Raw genomic sequence first — 19,057 nt, 5'->3', positions numbered from 1 at the left:
GCTTCAAAGACTGCTTCCTGCCGTGTGATCACGGCAGTCGACGCGCTGCTGGCGGTGCCCGCACCGGGCGTTCGTGTCCGGCGCCGCCGGAGAGCTCCACGAAGTCCTGCAGGAACAACGCCGGCCCGACCGGGCGACCTGGAATTCGCCGCGCACCTCAGCCTGACCGCAGGCATGGGAAGTCACAGGACGCTCAAGCGGCCCGAGCGGGGATCAGGGCGTCGGCAACCGTGGCCGTCAGCCCTCCACGTGGGCCGGCCACAGGTCGGGATCGGTCGCTGAGGTCCAGTGGGTCCGGCGGCGCCGGGCATCCGGGTCCGGCCGTCCACGTCGCGGGTGCCGGCCCCCGCTCCTGCGCCAGGTCACGCGATCTCGAGGACGTCCCGTACGGGGCGGCGTGGCGTGGCAGGGCCCCGGGGGCCGTATCCGAGGCGTAGCACCATCTGTGTGTGCCCCCTGCCCGACACCGGGTCGCGGATCAGGGGCCGCAGGTCGGGGCTCTCCAGCGGATGGGACGTCAGCGAAGTGGCCAGGTCGGCCAGGGTGGCCTCCAGCAGGACGCGTTCCAGCGCCTGTCCGGCACGCAGCCAGTCCGCGGCGGTGTCACCAGGGGTGCTGAGCAGGGCCAGGTGCGGTGTGTGCTCGAAGGCGGTGGCGCCGCGGTCGGCCACCGGCCGGCGTCCGGCGAAGTCCCGCTGCGGCGCTTTCCCGTCCCGCTTCCGGGGTCCGAACGCGTACTCGGGGACGCCGTCGACGGCGATGTCCGCCTCCGGTCCGAGCCGAGTCCAGCGCTCCAGGTCCTCCCTGGCCTCGCTGGTCATGGTGTCCCGGCTCTCCGCGTCATGCACCAGGTCGAGCACGGTTTCGGTGTGCCAGGGGCCGGGGAGCAGGAGCGCGGCTCCCTCCTGTGCCGCGGCGTCCCGCAGGGCGCCCAGCACCTCTTGCGGGATGTCCCTGTCGGCGAAGGGATGGCGGCTGGTGTGCCGCTGCCGGATCGCCGGCTGCAGCCGCACGAGATCGTCCTGGTCGCGCGGAGGCCCGGACGGGACGGTCAGGCGGACGGTCGCGAGCAGCAGCGGGTCCCGCGGCTCGGGCAGTAGCCGGGTCTCGGGCATCAGGCCCGTGTGGGCGGCGGCGACGCGGAGGTTGAACAGCGCGGCGCCACAGCCGATGTGCAGCGCCCGGTTGTCGGGATCGGAACTGGGCATGGCCCGGTCGGGATCGCCACGCAGCACAAGGAGCTGCTCGGCGGTGACGTAGCGGAAGCGCCAGGGCTGGGCGTTGTGCATGGACGGGGCCGCCGTGGCCTCGGCCACCAGCGTGGTCACCGTCTTCTCGTCGAGCTGTCGCAGAGCCATGGCATCCTCCTCACTCCCACCGCACACCGTGGTGTGAGCTACCGGGTACCCGGTAGTGCGTCCAGGTGCACGTTACGGCGTGGCCGCGGTAGTGGCCGTTGCGGGCCGGGGTCCGGTCAGCGCGCGCCCGGCGAGAGCGGGTTCCGGTGTCCTGCCGGCCGTCCCCGCCCCTCAGCCGGCTACTGCCGCCGGCCGGCGCGCATCCGGCGGTGAATACGCTCACGAGGTCTTGCGGGCCCACTGGGGTCCGACCAGGCGCCACTCCCGTGCCCACTGGTCGTAGCGCCTCTGGTCGAGCCGCCATCGCGTGACACGTCCGGCCGCGTATGTCACGCCGCCGACCGCGAGTGCGGCTGCGGTACCCGCGTAGCCGGCGAATACGGAGGCCTCGGCCACAGTGGTCGGCTCTGTCGTGAGATTCCCCTGGTTGTCCGTCCACACCTGGACCATCGCTCCGGCCTTCCGGCCGGCGTCCACCATGGCCGTGCCCGTGCGTGTGGTGCCGTCCGCAGCCGTCCAGCGGACCTTGGCCCGGAACCGCGCGTTGCCGGCTCCCGCCTCCGTCACCACGACCTCCGGGGTCCTTTCGAGAAGTACGGCTTGGACGTCATGTCGCCCGGCGCGCTGCTGTGCCAAGAAATCGTAGGTCGCGTGCGCCGCTGCCAGGCCGGCGAGCACGCCGCCCAGCGCGATGACCGTCCCCATGGCCAGCACGATCCACGCTTCGACGATGTCGTCGTGACGCCGCAGCGGATTGCTCCGCCACCGCCACAGCCTCTGCTTCGTACGGGTGTCCTTGCGCACCGGTCCGCACCTCCTCATGGGCGCTGTCAGTCATCAGCACTGTGAGAACGGTGACACTGGCGTACGTCAGGACGGATGGGCCTGTCAGACCGGACCCGTGGGCCGCATGGGAGCCAACCGGGATGGAACAACGGGCCATTCGGCCCTCACTGCTGCACCCCGCGGATCCCACAGAGCGCGCGCTGCCCATCCCGGTGGGAGCAGCGGTCTTCAACCTCTGTGTCGCGGATCTTCGTAAGTATCGAGCCCGAACTGGTCACCGGACGCGAACTCGTGGGAGGGCGCACGATGTACGGGGTCGACCTGGCCTCCTGAACACCAAGGCTCCGGGCAGGGAGCGCGCCATGGCGGTCGACGTACCCGTGCCGGGGCGCGACGAGGCGGTACTCAGGGCGCGTCGGTGTGCAGCGGCACTGTCCATTCCAGGGCGGTGCCGGTGGGCTGATGGGGTGTGAGAGTGATGGTGCCGCCGAGGTTCTCGGCGCGGGTGCGGATGTTGGCGAGACCGCTGCGGCGGGTGACGGCGGGGTCGATGCCGCGGCCGTTGTCGGTCACCCGCAACCGCAGAGTCGTGTCCGTGGCTTCGGCGGTGACTTCGACGGCGGTGGCGTGGGCATGGCGCGCCGCATTGGACAGGGCCTCACGCAGCACCGCGAGCAGCTGCTCACGGTGGTCCTCGGGGACGCCGGTGTCCAGAAGACCGCTCATGCGCAGCGCGGGAGTGAAACCGAGCGTCTCGGCGGCCTGGCTCACCTCGGCCACGAGCCTGGCACGTAGCCCGGCGGTGTCCGGGCGGGCGCGCTCGCTCAGGGCGTAGATGGTGGACCGGATGACCTTGATGGTGTCGTCGAGGTCGTCCACCACCCGCTGGACGCGCTCGGCGACCTCGGGCCGGTCCCCTACGCGGTTGAGGACCGACTGCAGGCTGAGTCCGCCGGCGAACAGGCGCTGGATGGCCAGGTCGTGCAGGTCACGGGCGATGCGTTCGCGGTCGTTGAGGACGAGCAGCTCTTCGGCGTCACGGCGGTGCTCGGCGATCTCCAGGGCGAGCGCGGCATGGTCGGCGAACCCCGTGATCATCTTGACGGTGGCATCGGGGAAAGCCGGGCCACCCTGCCGGTTCGCGACCTGGAGCACACCGCGGACGCGCTCGCGGGTGCCCAGCGGGATCAGGAACGCCGGACCCAGGTCCAGCACGGCCGCGCTGCCGGACTCAGAACGCGGGTCCTGGCTGAGGGAGTCGCTGACGATCGTCTCGCCCGAGCTGAACACCTTGGCGGCCAGGCTGGTGCTGTCGGGCAGAGCCAGTCCCCGTACTTCACGGGCGTCGGTTCCGTCGGCGGCCTCGACGACCAGCTTGCCGGTGTCGCTCACCGGCACCGCCAGCGTCACCAGGTCCGCGCCGGACAGGTCACGGACGGTGGTGGTGAAGGAGTGCAGCGCTTCGTGGGGGTCGGCGCCCGACAGCAGGGTGCGGGTCAGCTCGCTGCTCGCCGTCAGCCAGCGCTCCCGGCGGCGGGCGTCGTCGTAGAGCCGGGCGTTGTCGATCGCCACACCGGCCGCGGCGCCGAGGGTGCGCAGCACCGCCTCGTCCTCGGCGTCGAACTGCTGACCGCCGTTCTTCTCCGTCAGGTAGAGGTTGCCGAAGATCCGGTCGCGGACCTGGACCGGCGTGCCGAGGAAGGTGGTCATCGGGGGGTGGCCGGGCGGGAAGCCGACGGAGTCCGGGTGCTCGTTCAGGACCGTCAGCCGCAGCGGGTGGGGCTCACGGATGAGCAGGCCGAGGATGCCTTCGCCCCGCGGATAGTGGCCGATGCGGGCGATGGTCTCCTCGTCCACACCCACGGTGATGAACTGCTTGATGCCGCCCTCGTCGCTGAGGACCCCGAGCGCCCCGTAGCGGCAGTCGACCAGCTTGACCGCGGACTCGACGATCCGGTGCAGCACCACGTCCAGGTCCAGGTTGCTTCCGATGGACAGGACCGCGTCCAGGAGAGTGTGTACACGGTTTTGGGTGTCGCGCACCCGCTGCACCTGCTCCTGAAGGTCCTCCAGCAGCGCATCCAGGCGCAGCCGCGGTGTCGCGGGGACAGAAGCCGACTGATCCCGCGGATCGCGCGCGCCCTGGTCCATCCCTGTTCCCCTCACTGCCCTGCGACGTCCGTCCCATCATGCCCGAACGGCCCTGTGCCCAGTCGGGTGTCTGCGTCGATTCAGAGTGAGCGGCGGCCCGTGGGACGGGGCGTATCCGACCAGGCACTTGTCGCACCACAACACGACGCAACGCAACGCACAAGATGCCCACTGTCGCCCATGGGAGGCAGATCGTCCCTCTTGCATCCGCTTCCGCGGAGCGATCATCGAGTCAGGCACGGGCGCCGGCTACGGCATCCGCGAGGGGTTCCCCCATCCCCATCGGAACGGCGACCGCGCCAGGGGGGGATGGCGTGCCACTGGGCAGGGCAGCGGCCCGGTCGGTGGACCGTCACCGACCGGGCTCGTCGTCACCACAGGCTCAGGCCCGGTGAGAGTCCCCTGCCCGGCTGCTTCGTTCGGAAGGGCCGAGGGAGTGGTCGCCGCCGCCCTCCGCCGGCCGTTGCCGTGGTCTCCGGCGTGGGCGGCCTTGTCGGTCTGGCGGCGCAGCCGGTCCTGGAGCTGGTCGACGAGTTCCCGGCCGGTGGCCTCCTCGGCGAGGACGACCACCTGACCACCGTGCGACTGCGTTCCGTCACGGAGGGCTCCTTCTGCTGGTCTTGTCGGTGTGGTTCAGGCTGACGCGTCGGGCAGCCACAGGTCGGGCCCGCAGGGCGTGGTCGGCGGGGGACCGGTCGGCGTGCAGGACCAGCATCGGGCGGGGCAGGGCGAGACCTTGCCGTCCGGCGCGGCGTCCGTTCACTGTTCGCGGCACCACTTCCGGTACGCGGCCACAGCCGTCGGCAGGGTGGGAAACGTGTGCTCGGTGCCGACGGTGTCCGCCAGGCCGTAGGACTGCAGGTCGTCCAGCAGGTCCTGCTTGACGCGGGCGAGGGCGAAGACGATGCCGCGGTCGGTGAGTTCGCGGCGGAGGGCGTCGACGGCGTCCAGGGCGGTGATGTCGACTTCCACGTTGGCCTCGGTGTTGAGGACGAACCAGCGTACGGGGCCTTGCTGTTCGTCGACCGCGGCCAGAGCCCGGCGGTGGAAGTCCTCCGCGTTGGCGAAGAACAGGGGTGAGTCGTAGCGGTAGACCAGCAGGCCGGGGATCGTACGGGCCTGTGGGTAGTCGTCGACGTCATGCATGCCGGCCACGCCCGGCACCAGCCCCTCGACGGCGTCGTGCGGGCGGGCGACCCGGGTCAGCAGCTCCGCGATCGACAGTCCGACGGCGACCAGCACCCCGTACAGGATGTCCAGGACGAGTACCCCGGCGAGGCAGCCGAGCGCCAGCAGCAGCTCCCTGCGGCGGAAGGACGCCAGGCGCCGGAAGCCCGCCAGGTCGATCATGCGGGTGGCCGCGTAGACGACGAGTGCGCCCAGTACGGCCGAGGGGGTGCGGGACAGCAGCGGGCTGAGGAAGAGCAGCACGGCCAGGACGGCAGCGCCGGCGATGAGTGAGTACGCCTGGCTGCGGGCGCCCACCGAGGAGGCCAGCGCGGTACGGCTGGCGCTGCTGCTCACCGGGAAGCCGTGCAGCGCACTCGCCCCGAGGTTGGCGGCGCCCAGGGCGAGGAACTCCTGATTGGGGTCCAGCGTGTCTGTGTCTGTGGCACGGCCGGCGAAGGCCCGTGCGGTGAGGATGAAGTCGGTATACCCGACGAGGAGGACCCCCAGCGCGGGCAGCAGCAGGTGGGGCAGCTCGGTCAGGTCCGGCAGGGCGAGGCCGGGCAGGCCGGCGGGGACGTCGCCGATCACCTTGATGCCGTGCCGGTCGTCGAGGTCGAAGACCGCCACCGCCGTCGTAGCCAGCACTACGGTCAGCAGAGGGCCGGGCACTGCACGGATGTAACGGGCGGCAGCGAAGAGGAAGGTCAGCGCTACGGCGGAGAAGACGACGGTGGCCGGATGGGCGTCCGGAAGGTTGCGGACGAAGGACCACAGCTGCGGCAAGAACGCGGAGCCCGTGCTGTCGACACCGGTGAGCTTGGGCAGCTGATCCACGGTCATGATCAGCGCCACTCCCGCCAGATAACCGATGAGCACCGGCCGGGACAGCAGATCCGCGATGAATCCGAGCCGTGCCGCCCAGGCCGCCACGCACAACAGGCCGACCGCGATCGCGAGCGTGGCCGCCAGCGTCGCGTACCGGGCCGGGTCTCCGGCGGCGAGAGGACCGACCACCGTCGCGGTCATCAGGGCGGTCGTCGACTCCGGGCCGACGGAGAGCAGGCGGGAGGAACCCAGCAGGGCGTACAGGCCGAGCGCGGGCAGGATCGCCCACAGCCCGGCGACCGGCGGCAGCCCGGCCACTCCCGCGTACGCCATCACCTGGGGCACGAGGTACGCGGCCACCGTCGCCCCGGCCAATACGTCGGCCTTCAGCCACGAGCGCCGGTAGCCGAGGAGCGTGCCGAGCCCGGGCGTCAGACGGCGCCACCGCGGAACGTGGCCGCCCGAGCTCTGGGGCATGTGTCTCCCTCCACCGAGTGGAGCTCAGGATCCACTGAGACGGCGGTCCCGCGCGAGATGCCGAGCACAGCCCCACACCGCGCCTGCCGTTCACAGGGCCGGTCGGCCCCACCCAGGGACCTGCGGCCCCTGCACCACGAACTGTCGTCCCACGACGCTGGAATCACATCCCCGTTGAGGAGGCAGAACCATGGTCCACACCGTTGTCGCAGGCTTCGACGGCTCGGCCGAGAGCCGGGCAGCCGCAGAGTGGGCGGCCCGTGAGGCGAAGCTGCGCGGTCTGCCGCTCAAGCTCGTACACGTCTGGGAGCCCGTGCCCGAGCCCATCGCCCAGGCACCGCTCCTCGGTGCCGAGACGCAGCAGCACTGGAGCGAGCGGATACCGCGGGAGGCGGCCGAAGGACTGAGGCGGCGTCACCCCGGCGTGGACGTGACCGTGGAACAGATCAGCGGTCGGCCCGGCGAGGTGCTGACACGCGTGGCGAAGGACGCCGAACTGCTGGTCCTCGGCTCCCGTGGCCTGAGCGGCATCGGAGGCTTCATGGTGGGCTCCGTCGGCCAGGCCGTCGTCGCGGGTGCAGAACAGCCCGTGGTCCTGGTCCGCGCCGGGGAGCAGGCCGCGGACGAGCACGCGATGGACCCGGCGGGAATCCCGTCCGCCGCGACCCCGTTCCGGCCGGTCGTCCTCGGCCTCGACACCGACACCCCGCACGAGGCGGTGATCGAGTTCGCCTTCGACACCGCGCTGCGGCGGGAGACGGACCTGCTGGTCGTGCACGGCTGGAACCCGCCGCCCTACTACGCGTACGGCATCCCGGTGGATGGCGGACTCCACGCTGAACTGTCCAAGAAGGACGCTGCCGCCCTGAAGGACGTCCTTCGTCCGTGGCGCCAGAAGTTCCCCGCTGTCGAGGTCATCGAGGAGTCCCGGTTCGGCAGCCCGGCCATCCATCTGGTGGACGTCTCCAGGGAGGCCTCTCTGGTCGTCGTGGGCCGCCGTATCCGTCGCTCGCCCCTCGGTGCGCATATCGGCCCGGTCACGCACGCCGTGCTGCACCACGCAGCCGCCCCCGTCGCCGTCATCGCGCACGGCTGACGCATTCCCGAGAAGTGAGGACGTGAGGACGTGAGGACGATGGAGCATCCTCTGGTCGTGGGTGTCGACGGTTCCGAGCCGAGCCTGCGTGCCGTCGACTGGGCGGCGGACGAGGCCGCGATCCGCGGGGTGCCGCTGCGGTTGGTGTATGCCTCGCTGTGGGAGCGGTACGAGGGTGCGGCGCCGGCTCAGGATCTCGGCAGGACGTCCGAGCAGATACTGGCAGACAAGATCGTCGATGCCGCCGTGCAACGTGTCCACCGTCGCCGTCCGGACGTGAAGGTGGAGGCCGAGGTGACGCCCGACGGCCCGGTGCCCGCGCTGGTGCGCGAGGGACAGGATGCCTCCGTGCTGGTGCTCGGGTCGCGCGGCCGCAGCGGCTTGGCCGAGCTGCTGCTCGGCTCGGTGAGTCTCGCCGTCGCCGCCCACGCCGACTGCCCGGTGATCGTGCTGCGCGGCCACCAGGACAACCGGGCGCAGCCCGCGACGCACGGGCGCATCCTGCTCGGTGTCGGCGAGGACACGCGCAGCTCGGCGGCCGTGCGCTTCGCCTTCGAGGAAGCGGAGCGACGGGGAGCCGTCCTCGAGGCCGTACGAGCCTGGCGGTGCCCCGCGCACCAGACCACCGACCATCCCCTCCTGGCGGGGGAACCCGCCAGGCTGCACGAACAGCGGGCCGCGGAGACTCTGGAGGCCGCGCTGAACGAGGCGGCCGCGGAGCACCCGTCCGTGGAGCTGCGTCGCCGCACCGCCGAGGGCTCCGCCCGCAATGTGCTGCTCGACGCCTCGCGCACCGCCGACCTCCTCGTCGTCGGGGCCCGGCGCCCGAGGGGACACTTCGGACTGCAGCTCGGTCGTGTCGCCCACACCGTGCTGCACCACTCCGCCTGCCCCGTGGCAGTCGTACCGCAGCGGACCTGATCCGCAGCCCGGCTCAGAGGCTCGCCGCGTGATCGGGGACGTACGTCTGCAGATCATGCGGCGTACCACTGGGTGCGCTCGCGTTCCGTCGGCTTCGGGAGCGCAACGATCCGCGCCAGTCGCGGCGCGGTTCACGTACGTCGAGCCATCTTGGCGGCCGCGTAGGGCCGACCGGCCCTGTACTCGCCCCCGGACAGCCCATGGGACCGGCCCTCCATCCGCTGGATGCTCGAAGCATCACAAGGCTTGGAGGCGACCCGCCATGACGGACCACGCGATCGGCCGACCCCCGGTCCATGCCCTGCTCGCGGACGGCACCACCGTGTGCATTCGTTCCGTGGTGCCGGGCGACCACGACCAGGTGCAGGGGCTTTACGAGGAGATGTCCCTGGAGAACCTGCGATTGCGGTTCTTCGCGGCGAGCCGGCGCTCGGCCGCGCTGGCCGCAGGCCGGGCCTGCGGCCCGCCGCGCCCCGGTTTCCGGGCTCTGCTGGCGGAGACGGGGGGACGGGTGATCGGCCTGGCCGAGTTCGACACCGGTGGTGACGGCGACTCGGCCGAGATCTCCATCGCCGTCGCCGACGGGCTCCATCACCGCGGCGTGGGCACCCTCCTCGTGGAACACCTGGTGTCGGCGGCCCGCGCGGAGGGCATCACCACGTTCACCGCGGATGCGCTGAGCGAGAACCAGGAGGTTCTCCAGCTTTTCGCGGATCTCGGACTGCGTACGACTCGCCACTTCGAAGGGCCGGAGGTGCGCTGCGTCGTCGGACTCGACGAGGACGACAGCTACCTGTCGGCCGTGGAGGCGCGCGGCCGGGCCGCCGACGTGGCCAGCCTGGAGTCGCTGCTGCGGCCGGAGGTGGTCGCCGTGGTCGGTGCGGGGCGCAAGCCCGGATCCGTGGGGCGGGCCGTGTTGCACCACCTCCACACAGGCGGCTACGCCGGGCGGCTCTTCGCGGTGAACCCCGGCGCCTCCTCGATCCTCGGCGTGCCCTCGTACCCGTCGGTGAGTTCCCTGCCGAAGACCCCTGATCTCGTGGTCGTGGCGGTGCCTGCCCCTGAGATCCCCGAGATCGCTGAGGAGTGCGGCAAGGCCGGCGCACGGGCGGTCCTCGTCGTCTCCGCAGGCCTCGACAGCACACAGGCGCAGGCGCTGATGGCGGCCTGCCGTGCGTACGGCATGCGGCTCGTCGGGCCCAACTGCCTCGGCATCTCGAACACCGATCCCGAGGTGCGGCTGGATGCGACCTTCGCCGCCGGCCACCCGCGCCCCGGTACCGCGGGTGTGGCCGTGCAGTCCGGCGGGGTCGGCATCGCTCTGCTCGACGGGCTGTCCCGGCTCGGCATCGGCGTGTCGTCCTTCGTCTCCCTCGGCGACAAGTACGACGTCAGCGGCAACGACATGCTCCAGTGGTGGGAGAGCGACAGCCGTACCGGCCTCGCCCTGCTGCACCTGGAGTCCTTCGGCAATCCGCGGGCTTTCTCCCGCACAGCCCGGCGGGTTACCCGCCGCATGCCGGTGCTCACCGTGGACGCGGGCCGCACCGACGCGGGCCGCCGCGCCGCTGCCTCGCACACCGCGGCTGCCGCGACGCGCACCATGACGCGGCAGGCCCTGTTCACCCAGGCCGGGATCACCGCGACCCGCTCGGTCGGCGAGCTTCTGGAAACGGCCGCGCTGATGCATTCGCAGCCGCTGCCGTTCGGATCCCGCGTCGCGATCGTCACCAACGCGGGCGGTGCCGGCGTCCTGGCCGCCGACGCCTGCGCGGAGGCCGGACTCGTCCTCCCGGCGTTCACGCCCGAAATGATCGACCACCTGCTCGCCGTACTCCCCGACGGTGCGGCCGTCGGCAACCCGGTCGACGCCACCGCCGCCGTCACGGAGGGCCAGCTCAAGGACTGCGTGGACCTCCTGGTGCGGCGCCCGGGCGTCGACGCCGTCCTGCTGGCCCTCGTCCCCACCGCCGTGGCCACAGCGACCGGCGACGATCTCGTCCGCGCCCTCACCGACGCCCCCGCACACCGGGCGAAGCCGGTCCTCGCGGTCCGGCTCGAGCAGGACCTCCCGGTGAAGCTGCTGCCCGCCGCCGACGGTGGCACCACCCCCTCGTACGCGGAACCCCAGGCAGCGGCACGGGCACTGGCCCACGCCGCCCACCGCGCGGCATGGCTTGCCCGGCCCGCCGGGACGGTCCCGAGCCTCGACGGGGTCGACACGTCGCGCGCCCGCGAGGTCGTCGCGACGTTCCTGGCCGCTCATCCGGAGGGTGGCTGGGTGGATCCGAGCGCCTGCGCCGACCTGCTCGCCTGCTACGGCATTCCGCAGCTGCCGTGGGCCTGGGCGGCGACCGAGGACGAGGCTGTCATCGCCGCCGAGCGGCTGCGCGGCCCCGACGGCCGGGTCGTGATGAAGGCCCACTGGCCGGGGCTGCTGCACAAGAGCGAGCAGCACGCCGTCCATCTCGACCTCCAGGGCGATGCCCAAGTACGGGAAGCCTTCCGGGACTTCGGGACCCGCTTCGACGGACTGCTGACCGGAGTGGTCGTCCAGCCGCTCGCACCCCGCGGCACAGAGCTGCTCGCCGGTGTGGTCCAGGACGAAGTCTTCGGCCCGCTCGTCCTGTTCGGGCTCGGCGGCACCACGACCGACGTCCTGCGCGACCACGCAGCCCGGCTCGCCCCGCTCACCGACCACGACGTGCACGACCTGATCACTGCACCGCGCTGCGCACCTCTCCTGTTCGGCGCGCGCGGCAGCGGCCCGGTCGACCTCGCGGGCCTCGAGCAGCTGCTGCTGCGGCTGTCTCGCATGGCGAGCGACCTGCCGCAGCTTGTCGAGGCCGACTTCAACCCCGTACTCGCGACACCGAGCGGAGTCAGCGTGCTCGACGCGCGCGTACGCCTGCTGCCGCGCAGGTCCCAGGACCCGTATCTGCGCCGACTCCGCTGAGAAGGGAAAATGGACGATGAAGCACAACAAGGTCGGCCCCGTGATGGCCACGGAGGTCATTCGCGTCGAGTACGGCACCCCCTTCAAGGAGGTGGTCCGGCTGTTGGCCGACCACCGGATCAGCGGACTGCCGGTGATCGACGAGGAGGAGAAGGTCCTCGGGGTCATCTCCGAGACGGACCTGATGGCCCGGCAGGCCGTGACCCCCGACCCGTTCGAACCGACGCGCCGTCGGCGTCTCGCCGACCTGAGGCGCGGCGCCCGGCGGCAGGCGGCGAAGGCGCAGGCTCGCACAGCCGGGCAGCTGATGACCCGGCCGCCCGTCACCGTGCACGCCGACGACACCATCGTCGAGGCCGCCCGCACCATGGCGCAGCGGCGCGTGGAGCGGCTGCCCGTCCTCGACGAGGAGGACCGGCTCATCGGCATCGTCACCCGGCGCGACCTGCTCCAGGTCTTCCTGCGGCCCGACACGGAGATCCGCCAGGAGGTGATCGACGACGTGGTGACAAGGGCACTCTGGCTGCCGCCCCGGACCGTCGATGTCTCCGTGGTGGAAGGCGTGGTCACGCTCGCCGGCGATATGGAGCGCAAGAGCGAGACGGAGATCGCCGTCTCCATGACACGCCAGATCGGCGGCGTGGTCGCAGTCGTCGACAAGCTCACTTACCGGCTGGACGACTCGCATCTCCGGCCGGGCGAACCGGGGCTGCACGGCGCCGCCGACGACTGGCTGCGCACGATATGAGAGGAGGAGGACCGCCATGCCCGACAGCGTGCTGGTCGCTTACGGAACAACGAACGGATCGACCGCGCGGATCGCCGAAGCCATCGCCGACGTCCTGCGCAAGGAGGGACTGACGGCCGAGGCACGCCCGGCCCGGTCCGTGGAGAGCGTGACGTCGTACGACGCCGTGGTGGTCGGAGGCGGACTGTATGCCGGGCGCTGGCACAAGGACGCCCGCCGCTTCGTCCGCCGCTACCGCCGCGACCTGGACGAACGTCCGCTGTGGCTGTTCAGCAGCGGCCCGCTCGACCCCTCGGCCTCGGAGCGGGACATCCCGCCTGTGCCCGGTGTGAAGAAGGCCATGGACCAGCTCGACGCCAGGGAGCATGTCACCTTCGGGGGCTGCCTGGAGGAGGGCGCGAAGGGATGGGTCGCCCGGATGATCCTCCGCTCCGGCAAGGGCGGGGACTTCCGCGACTTCACCGCGATCGAGGCGTGGGTAGCCCGGATCGGGTCCGAGCTCGCGGGCGCCACGTTTGAGAGGAGCTGAGCCAGGGGGGTGCCGTGCCAGGCGTCGCGGACCCGGCGTGATCCGAACGACACCCCCTGGCCCGGGAGGGGGAACGCTAGGTCTCGCGCAGGGGCCGCCGCTCTCACCGACACACAGGGCGGCGGCCGTTCGGGCTGCGTCCTACGGTGGAGAGGTGGTCACCTGCCCCGATGGACCCGCCCCGACGGGAGGAGAGCACGTGGAGATCGTCGCGTACGGCGTCCTCGCGGACGAGGAGCCGTTGCTGCGGGACGCGTTCGACCGGGCGTTCGCCGGCAGTCATGAGCTGCGCTGCCTGGGGCTGTTCCTGAACAAGGACACCGCCCCGACCACGGTCGGCCGCGAAGTCGTGCTGTGCAGTGTCAACGACACACTGGACGCCGAGGTGCTGCGCGCGCTGGCCGACGGCGGTACGAGGATGATCGCCCAGCGGGCCACCGGCTTCAACAACATCGATCTGACGGCGGCCGAGGAGTTGGGGCTGACGGTGGCGAGGGTCTCGTCCTACTCGCCGTACTCGGTCGCCGAGTTCGCGTGGGCGCTGGCGCTGGCGGTCGATCGCCGGATCGTGCGGGCCGCCCACCGCACCCGGGAGTTCGACTTCCGGCTCGACGGACTGATGGGCCGCGACCTGCACGGCCGGACGGCCGGGGTAGTGGGCACCGGCAGGATCGGGACCGCGTTCTCCCGGATCGCCCACGGCTTCGGCATGCGCCTACTGGGCTGGGACATCACCGAGAACCCCGAGTGCCTGGCCCTTGGCATGAAGTACGTCGGGCGCGAGTGGCTTTTCGCCGAGGCGGACCTGGTCAGTCTGCACGTGCCACTGCTGCCGGACACCCATCACCTGGTGGATGCCGAGGCCTTGGCGCGGATGAGGGACGACGCGATCCTGATCAACTCCAGCCGCGGCGGCCTGGTCGACACCGACGCCCTGCTGGAAACCCTGCGTGCGGGGCGGCTGAGCGGCGTAGGCCTGGACGTGTACGAGGAGGAGGCCGGACTGTTCTTCCTCGACAAATCCCTGGAGGTGATGACCGACGAGCGCCTCGCCCGGCTGATGACCTTCAACAACGTGCTGGTCACCTCGCACCAGGCATACTTCACCCGGGACGCCGTGGAGCAGATCGCCGAGACCACCGTCCGCAACGTCGAGGACTACCTCGCCGGGCGCACCGGGGACAACACCCTGGTGCGGCCTTCGCCGGCCTGAGCCTCAGCGGGCAACTGACAGCGGTTCTTCGGCCAGTGCCTGTTGCGCCGTGCGACGCGGCGAAGGCGGTCCCTCAGGCCCGTATCCGAGGCGGAGCACCATCTGCGCGTGAGTGTGTCGGTCGTCGGGCACTTGTCCCAGCTGGTCGCGCAGGTCGGGCCACTCCAGTGCCTGGTGCAGCAGCGACGCCCGTACGTCGTGCGCGGTAGCCACCAGCAGGACGCGTTCGAGGGCCTGGCCGGCACGCAGCCAGTCGGTCCGTCGGTCGTGCACCGTGGACAGTACGGCGATGGACGGCCGGTTCTCGAAGGGGCGGGCGGTCAGCTCGGCCGGGTGCCGGTGAGCGCCGAAGTCGCGCATCGGGATCCGTTCCCGGAAGTCCTGTGGGCCCAGCGTCTCGGGCGGCATGCCGAGAGCCTCGCCATTCGGGTCGTGCGCCCAGCGGCGGCTCTCCGCGGCCCGGTCGGGGTCGGCCGTGTTGCGATGCTCCGCCACGCGGATGAGCCGGAGCAGGCGGTCGGTTGCAGCCGGTTCGGGACGGCTCAGCAGGGCGCCTTCGGCGTGGGCGGCCTCCGCGAGTTCGATCAGGACGGCGGCGGGCACCGGCCGCTCGGAGAACGGGAAGCGGCTGCTGCGCCGACGCCACAGCGCGTCGTACAGGTGCGGTGTGGAGGCTGCGGAGGCGGTGCCGCCGAACCGCACGGTCGCGAGCAGCTCCGGCTCATCCGGCCGGGGCAGCAGCCGGGTCACCGGCTCCCAGCCGAAGTGCGCCACCGCCACGCGGAGGTTGAGCACCGCGCAGCCCCCGGAGAGGTGCAGGGCGCGGCCGGTCGGATCGATGTGGCGCAGACCGCGATCCGTCGCGGCACGGATCTCCAGCGTGACGGTGTCCGGGTCGAGCCGGAACCGCCAGGGCTGCGTGTTGTGGATCGAGGGTGCAGCCACGGCCGCGGAGACCAGTTTCTCCAGGGTCGGGACATTGAGAACCGCCGGGCGCATCGGGACCCCCTTCGCCTCATCCGGTACCGGACGGCCCGGCTTCTGCCGCGCGGGACGGGGAGAGGTCGAACTCGACGTCCACGACGCCCTCGACGGCACGCACCAGACGTGCGGCCACGGGAACCAGGGACGTGTCACGGATACGGCCACCGAGCCTCACCACTCCGTCCCGCACCGCCACGCGTACAGCTGACGTCGGCGCGGGGAAGAGATACGACACCACCTCCCGGCGGACCTCCTCGCCGATCTCCTCGTCGTCACGCAGGAACACCTTCAGCAGGTCGGCACGGCTGACTATGCCCTGCAACATGCCCACCTCGTCGACGACGGGAAGCCGCTTCACCCTGGCGCGAGCCATGGTCCGCGCGGCCTGAGCCAGCGTCGCGTCCGCGCGGACGGTGACAGGTGGAGAGGTCATGAGCTCCCCGGCGGTCACCGCGCCGGCCTTGGCGAGATCGGACAGGCGCCGAAGCTGGGTGTACCGGTCGGGGTCGCTGTCGCGGAGCTCCTCCTTGGGCAGCAGGTCGGCCTCGGAGACGATGCCGACGACTCGGCCCTCGCCCTCCAGGACGGGCAGGGCGCTGACCTGCCAGTGGTGCATCATCCGCACGATCTCCTTGAAGGCGGCGCCGCGGCCGATCGCGGCGACGGTATGGGTCATCACGTCGCTGACGATGTGCGGGGTGCCGTGCATCATGTCTCCTTGGCCGCCATGGCTTCGACTTGTAGGGGTGGTCACAGGAGGCTGCCGCTGCCGTAGGGGGCGTACAGGTCCAGCAGCCGGGTGCGGGCCGAGTGCGGGCGTTGGCGAGGACGTTCCCCACCCAGTGGGCGATGCTCGCACCGAGCGCGGGATCGTCCTGGCACATCAGGCGGACCGCGGTGGCGTCGAACTCATAGGCACGCACTGTGCTGGTTGCCTCGGCGCCCAGATGCCAGGTATACGGGGCGAACAGCCAGGACCAGCCGATGAGTTCGTTGTGTCCGAGGTGCTCGATGACGGCCGCACGGCGGCCGAGCACGGCCGGCAGCGCTCGCGGCATGCCGACCGTGGCGGGAGCGATCATGACGTGCCTCCGGTACGGGCGTACGAACCTGTCACCTCCAGCGTCTTCCGGTGCCGGACCCCGGACCATGGGCCGCTCGGCCCCGTAACCGGGCCGCTCGGTACCGGATGAGGTCCCTTCGGCACCCTGCGCCGAAGCAGGTTCGGAGATTCGATGAAGTCGTAGACAACCCGACTCAAGGGGGTGTGCATCGTGGGTACGTCACTGACTCCGGAGTTCTGGAAGCTCTTCGCTGTCCTCCTGGGGGCTTCCATGGCGGTCACCTTCGTGCTCAGCGCCGCGCTCGATGCGCTGGTGGTACGGGCACAGCAGCGCCGCATCCGTCGTCGGCCCGAGGTCTCGCGGCCGACCGAGGCGTCCCGCCGACCCCATCGGACCCTGGCCCGTCTCTGAGCCGGGAGAAGGCCCCGACGGGCCTTCGGCGCGGCATTGCGGGTGACAAGCACCGGAAGCGCAGATGTCCATGCACGGAGCGAGGAGAGACTGGCGATGACGGCAACGGCGACAGCGGGTATTCGGGCAGAGGAATGGAGCGGCTTCGCCGGGAAGCTTTGGCGCGACGGCATCGACGTGCGCGACTTCATCCAGGCCAACTACACGCCGTACGAGGGCGACTCGGCATTCCTGGCCGGTCCCACGGACCGCACCCGCGCCGTCTGGGACAAGGTCAGCGCGTTGTTCCCGGAGGAGCGCGCGAGGGGCATCCTCGACGTCGACACCGCGACCCCGTCCACCATCACCTCGCACGCGCCCGGATACATCGACCCTGAGCGGGAATTGATCGTCGGCCTGCAGACCGATGCCCCGCTCAAGCGCGCGATCATGCCGAACGGCGGCCTGCGGATGGTCCGGAACGGACTCAAGGCATACGGTTACGAGCCCGACCCGTTCGTGGAGAAGGTCTTCGGGACCTACCGCAAGACCCACAACGACGGCGTCTTCGACGCGTACACCCCCGCAATGCGGGCTGCCCGCAGAGTCGGCATCATCACCGGGCTGCCGGACGCCTACGGCCGCGGCCGGATCATCGGCGACTACCGGCGTGTCGCGCTGTACGGCACGGACCGGCCGATCGCGGCCAAGCGTGCCGAGCGCACCCTGTTGGACGCGCGGCCCTCCACCTCCGAGGTCATCCGCGATCGCGAGGAACTCGCCGAGCAGATAAGGGCGTTGAGTGAGCTGACGCGCATGGCGGCGACTTACGGTTGCGATGTCTCCCGCCCCGCGACCACCGCGCACGAGGCCGTGCAGTGGTTGTACCTAGGTTTCCTGGCGGCCGTGAAGGAACAGAACGGCGCCGCGATGTCCCTGGGCCGCACGTCGACCTTCCTCGACGTCTACCTCCAGCGCGACCTGGACGAGGGGACCATCGACGAGACCCGCGCCCAGGAGCTGATCGACGACTTCGTGATCAAGCTGCGGATCGTACGGTTCCTGCGCACGCCCGAGTACGACGCACTGTTCTCCGGCGACCCGACCTGGGTGACGGAGTCCATCGGAGGCATCGGCCCCGACGGCCGGCCGCTGGTCACCCGCACCTCCTTCCGCTTCCTGCAGACCCTGTACAACCTGGGCCCGGCCCCCGAACCGAACCTCACCGTGCTGTGGTCGCCCCAACTGCCCTCCGGTTTCAAGGAGTTCTGCGCTCAGGTTTCGATCGACACCAGCGCTGTGCAGTACGAGTCGGACGAGCTGCTGCGGCCCCGTACCGGCGACGACACCGCGATCGCCTGCTGCGTGTCGGCGATGGCGGTGGGCAAGCAGATGCAGTTCTTCGGCGCCCGCGTCAACCTCGCCAAGGCGCTCCTGTACGCGGTCAACGGCGGCCGCGACGAGATGACGGGCGAGCAGATCACCCCCGAGATGCCCTCTCTGATGGGCGAGTACCTGGACTACGAGGGGTTGTCGGCAGCGTACGACCGTGTCCTGGACTGGCTGGCGGAGACGTACGTCAACACGCTCAATGTCATCCACTACATGCACGACAAGTACGCCTACGAGCGCATCGAGATGGCCCTGCACGACCACCCGGTGCACTGCTTCATGGCCTGCGGCATCGCCGGTCTGTCGGTCGCCGCGGACAGTCTGTCCGCTGTGAAGTACGCCAGGGTGAAGGTCATCCGGGACGCGACCGGACTGGCCGTCGACTACGAGACCGAGGGCGAGTTCCCGGCGTACGGGAACAACGACGACCGCGCCGACGCCATCGCCGTGGACCTGGTGAAGTCCTTCATGGCCAAGGTGCGCAAGCACCCCACCCACCGGGACGCGGAGCACACCCAGTCGGTGCTGACCATCACCTCCAACGTGGTCTACGGCAAGCACACCGGCAACACACCCGACGGCCGCCGCGCGGGCATCCCGTTCGCTCCCGGCGCCAACCCGATGAACGGTCGTGACCGGCACGGCGTGGCCGCGTCGGCCCTGTCGGTGGCGAAGCTTCCGTACGAGCACGCCCGCGACGGCGTCTCACTGACCACGACGATCACGCCGGAGGGCCTCGGCCACGACCCGGCCGAGCGCGCCGGACACCTGGTCGGCATCCTCGACGCCTACACGGCGGCCGGAGGCTTCCACATGAACGTCAACGTCCTGAACCGGGCCGTCCTGGAGGACGCCATGGAACACCCGGAGAACTACCCGGAGTTGACGATCCGGGTCTCCGGGTACGCCGTCAACTTCGTCCGCATGACCCGCGAGCAGCAGCTCGACGTGATCAGCCGCACCTTCCACGGGTCGCTGTGAGTGAGCGGGCCGTGAA

Annotated in this window: 15 protein-coding genes and 3 pseudogenes; 9 read left to right on the top strand and 9 right to left on the bottom strand. The window is 71.0% G+C overall.

The features are described 5' to 3' along the window. Positions 1 to 362 precede the first annotated feature (362 nt). Together FE633_RS14820 and FE633_RS14815 are read right to left on the bottom strand one after the other, a co-directional pair. Positions 363 to 1,358: an Acg family FMN-binding oxidoreductase gene (locus tag FE633_RS14820; protein WP_138045602.1), complete on the bottom strand. Its 996-nt coding sequence runs from the start codon at positions 1,356 to 1,358 to the stop codon at positions 363 to 365. 219 nt (positions 1,359 to 1,577) lie between these two features. Then, positions 1,578 to 2,162, bottom strand: a complete 585-nt coding sequence (locus tag FE633_RS14815) for an Rv1733c family protein (protein ID WP_246113614.1) — start codon at positions 2,160 to 2,162, stop codon at positions 1,578 to 1,580. A 231-nt stretch (positions 2,163 to 2,393) separates the two neighbouring features. Here FE633_RS14815 and FE633_RS48350 point away from each other — a divergent pair. Further along, positions 2,394 to 2,477, top strand: a pseudogene (locus FE633_RS48350) (pyridoxamine 5'-phosphate oxidase family protein); the annotation flags it as partial. A gap of 72 nt (positions 2,478 to 2,549) precedes the next feature. Here the strand turns inward: FE633_RS48350 and FE633_RS14805 are convergent. The 3 genes from FE633_RS14805 to FE633_RS14795 form a co-directional block, all read right to left on the bottom strand. Further along, a complete protein-coding gene (locus FE633_RS14805) occupies positions 2,550 to 4,295 on the bottom strand; it encodes a GAF domain-containing sensor histidine kinase (RefSeq protein WP_138045600.1) in 1,746 nt (581 codons plus the stop codon). A gap of 249 nt (positions 4,296 to 4,544) precedes the next feature. Then, the gene (locus tag FE633_RS14800) at positions 4,545 to 4,865 is read right to left on the bottom strand and encodes a hypothetical protein (protein ID WP_138045599.1); all 321 of its coding nucleotides are present in this window, start codon (positions 4,863 to 4,865) and stop codon (positions 4,545 to 4,547) included. 189 nt (positions 4,866 to 5,054) lie between these two features. Beyond that, entirely contained in the window at positions 5,055 to 6,767 is a 1,713-nt protein-coding gene (locus tag FE633_RS14795) for a SulP family inorganic anion transporter (protein ID WP_138045598.1), read from the bottom strand. A 190-nt stretch (positions 6,768 to 6,957) separates the two neighbouring features. Between FE633_RS14795 and FE633_RS14790 the strand changes: the two genes are divergently transcribed. Together FE633_RS14790 and FE633_RS14785 are read left to right on the top strand one after the other, a co-directional pair. Further along, entirely contained in the window at positions 6,958 to 7,863 is a 906-nt protein-coding gene (locus FE633_RS14790; protein ID WP_138045597.1) for a universal stress protein, read from the top strand. Positions 7,864 to 7,902: 39 nt separating this feature from the next. Beyond that, the gene (locus FE633_RS14785) at positions 7,903 to 8,784 is read left to right on the top strand and encodes a universal stress protein (RefSeq protein WP_138045596.1); all 882 of its coding nucleotides are present in this window, start codon (positions 7,903 to 7,905) and stop codon (positions 8,782 to 8,784) included. Positions 8,785 to 8,837: 53 nt separating this feature from the next. Here FE633_RS14785 and FE633_RS14780 read toward each other — a convergent pair. Next, positions 8,838 to 8,906 (bottom strand): annotated as a pseudogene (locus FE633_RS14780) (hypothetical protein); the annotation flags it as partial. A 140-nt stretch (positions 8,907 to 9,046) separates the two neighbouring features. On the opposite strand from FE633_RS14780, the gene FE633_RS14775 reads away from it, so the two are divergent. The 4 genes from FE633_RS14775 (at position 9,047) to FE633_RS14760 (ending at position 14,230) form a co-directional block, all read left to right on the top strand. Next, entirely contained in the window at positions 9,047 to 11,740 is a 2,694-nt protein-coding gene (locus FE633_RS14775; RefSeq protein ID WP_138045595.1) for a bifunctional acetate--CoA ligase family protein/GNAT family N-acetyltransferase, read from the top strand. A 16-nt stretch (positions 11,741 to 11,756) separates the two neighbouring features. After that, positions 11,757 to 12,488 carry a CBS domain-containing protein gene (locus tag FE633_RS14770; RefSeq protein ID WP_138045594.1) on the top strand — a complete coding sequence of 244 codons (732 nt, stop codon included), beginning with the start codon at positions 11,757 to 11,759 and terminating at the stop codon, positions 12,486 to 12,488. Between the two features lie 16 nt (positions 12,489 to 12,504). Further along, positions 12,505 to 13,017, top strand: coding sequence for a flavodoxin domain-containing protein (locus FE633_RS14765; protein WP_138045593.1), 513 nt, complete (start codon positions 12,505 to 12,507; stop codon positions 13,015 to 13,017). Positions 13,018 to 13,216: 199 nt separating this feature from the next. Further along, positions 13,217 to 14,230 carry a 2-hydroxyacid dehydrogenase gene (locus FE633_RS14760; protein WP_138045592.1) on the top strand — a complete coding sequence of 338 codons (1,014 nt, stop codon included), beginning with the start codon at positions 13,217 to 13,219 and terminating at the stop codon, positions 14,228 to 14,230. Between the two features lie 3 nt (positions 14,231 to 14,233). Here FE633_RS14760 and FE633_RS14755 read toward each other — a convergent pair whose 3' ends face one another. The 3 genes and pseudogenes from FE633_RS14755 to FE633_RS48345 all read right to left on the bottom strand — a co-directional run bounded on the left by FE633_RS14755 (position 14,234) and on the right by FE633_RS48345 (position 16,365). After that, on the bottom strand, positions 14,234 to 15,229 hold the full coding sequence (locus tag FE633_RS14755; protein ID WP_138045591.1) for an Acg family FMN-binding oxidoreductase: 996 nt from the start codon (positions 15,227 to 15,229) through the stop codon (positions 14,234 to 14,236). Between the two features lie 16 nt (positions 15,230 to 15,245). Then, positions 15,246 to 15,923, bottom strand: coding sequence for a CBS domain-containing protein (locus tag FE633_RS14750; protein ID WP_138045706.1), 678 nt, complete (start codon positions 15,921 to 15,923; stop codon positions 15,246 to 15,248). Between the two features lie 41 nt (positions 15,924 to 15,964). Beyond that, positions 15,965 to 16,365, bottom strand: a pseudogene (locus tag FE633_RS48345) (cyclic nucleotide-binding domain-containing protein). 123 nt (positions 16,366 to 16,488) lie between these two features. Between FE633_RS48345 and FE633_RS14740 the strand changes: the two are divergent. Beyond that, complete coding sequence (locus FE633_RS14740; protein WP_138045590.1) at positions 16,489 to 16,689, top strand: hypothetical protein; 201 nt, start codon at positions 16,489 to 16,491, stop codon at positions 16,687 to 16,689. 96 nt (positions 16,690 to 16,785) lie between these two features. Continuing rightward, positions 16,786 to 19,041 carry a formate C-acetyltransferase gene (gene pflB / locus FE633_RS14735; protein WP_138045589.1) on the top strand — a complete coding sequence of 752 codons (2,256 nt, stop codon included), beginning with the start codon at positions 16,786 to 16,788 and terminating at the stop codon, positions 19,039 to 19,041. The last annotated feature ends 16 nt before the right edge of the window (positions 19,042 to 19,057 follow it).

Source organism: Streptomyces montanus, from assembly GCF_005786655.1.
Lineage (GTDB): Bacteria > Actinomycetota > Actinomycetes > Streptomycetales > Streptomycetaceae > Streptomyces > Streptomyces sporangiiformans.
The sequence above is the reverse complement of the archived record's forward strand: the minus strand, read 5'-3'. Positions and strand labels throughout refer to the sequence as shown.

What these genes read in the sequence shown, in the direction of transcription:
- FE633_RS14770 (WP_138045594.1), top strand. Translation starts at nt 11,757, where the DNA reads ATGAAGCACAACAAGGTCGGCCCCGTGATGGCCACGGAGGTCATTCGC.
- FE633_RS14750 (WP_138045706.1), bottom strand. Translation starts at nt 15,923, where the DNA reads ATGCACGGCACCCCGCACATCGTCAGCGACGTGATGACCCATACCGTC.
- FE633_RS14785 (WP_138045596.1), top strand. Translation starts at nt 7,903, where the DNA reads ATGGAGCATCCTCTGGTCGTGGGTGTCGACGGTTCCGAGCCGAGCCTG.
- FE633_RS14765 (WP_138045593.1), top strand. Translation starts at nt 12,505, where the DNA reads ATGCCCGACAGCGTGCTGGTCGCTTACGGAACAACGAACGGATCGACC.
- FE633_RS14795 (WP_138045598.1), bottom strand. Translation starts at nt 6,767, where the DNA reads ATGCCCCAGAGCTCGGGCGGCCACGTTCCGCGGTGGCGCCGTCTGACG.
- FE633_RS14790 (WP_138045597.1), top strand. Translation starts at nt 6,958, where the DNA reads ATGGTCCACACCGTTGTCGCAGGCTTCGACGGCTCGGCCGAGAGCCGG.
- pflB (WP_138045589.1), top strand. Translation starts at nt 16,786, where the DNA reads ATGACGGCAACGGCGACAGCGGGTATTCGGGCAGAGGAATGGAGCGGC.
- FE633_RS14775 (WP_138045595.1), top strand. Translation starts at nt 9,047, where the DNA reads ATGACGGACCACGCGATCGGCCGACCCCCGGTCCATGCCCTGCTCGCG.
- FE633_RS14820 (WP_138045602.1), bottom strand. Translation starts at nt 1,358, where the DNA reads ATGGCTCTGCGACAGCTCGACGAGAAGACGGTGACCACGCTGGTGGCC.
- FE633_RS14805 (WP_138045600.1), bottom strand. Translation starts at nt 4,295, where the DNA reads ATGGACCAGGGCGCGCGCGATCCGCGGGATCAGTCGGCTTCTGTCCCC.
- FE633_RS14755 (WP_138045591.1), bottom strand. Translation starts at nt 15,229, where the DNA reads ATGCGCCCGGCGGTTCTCAATGTCCCGACCCTGGAGAAACTGGTCTCC.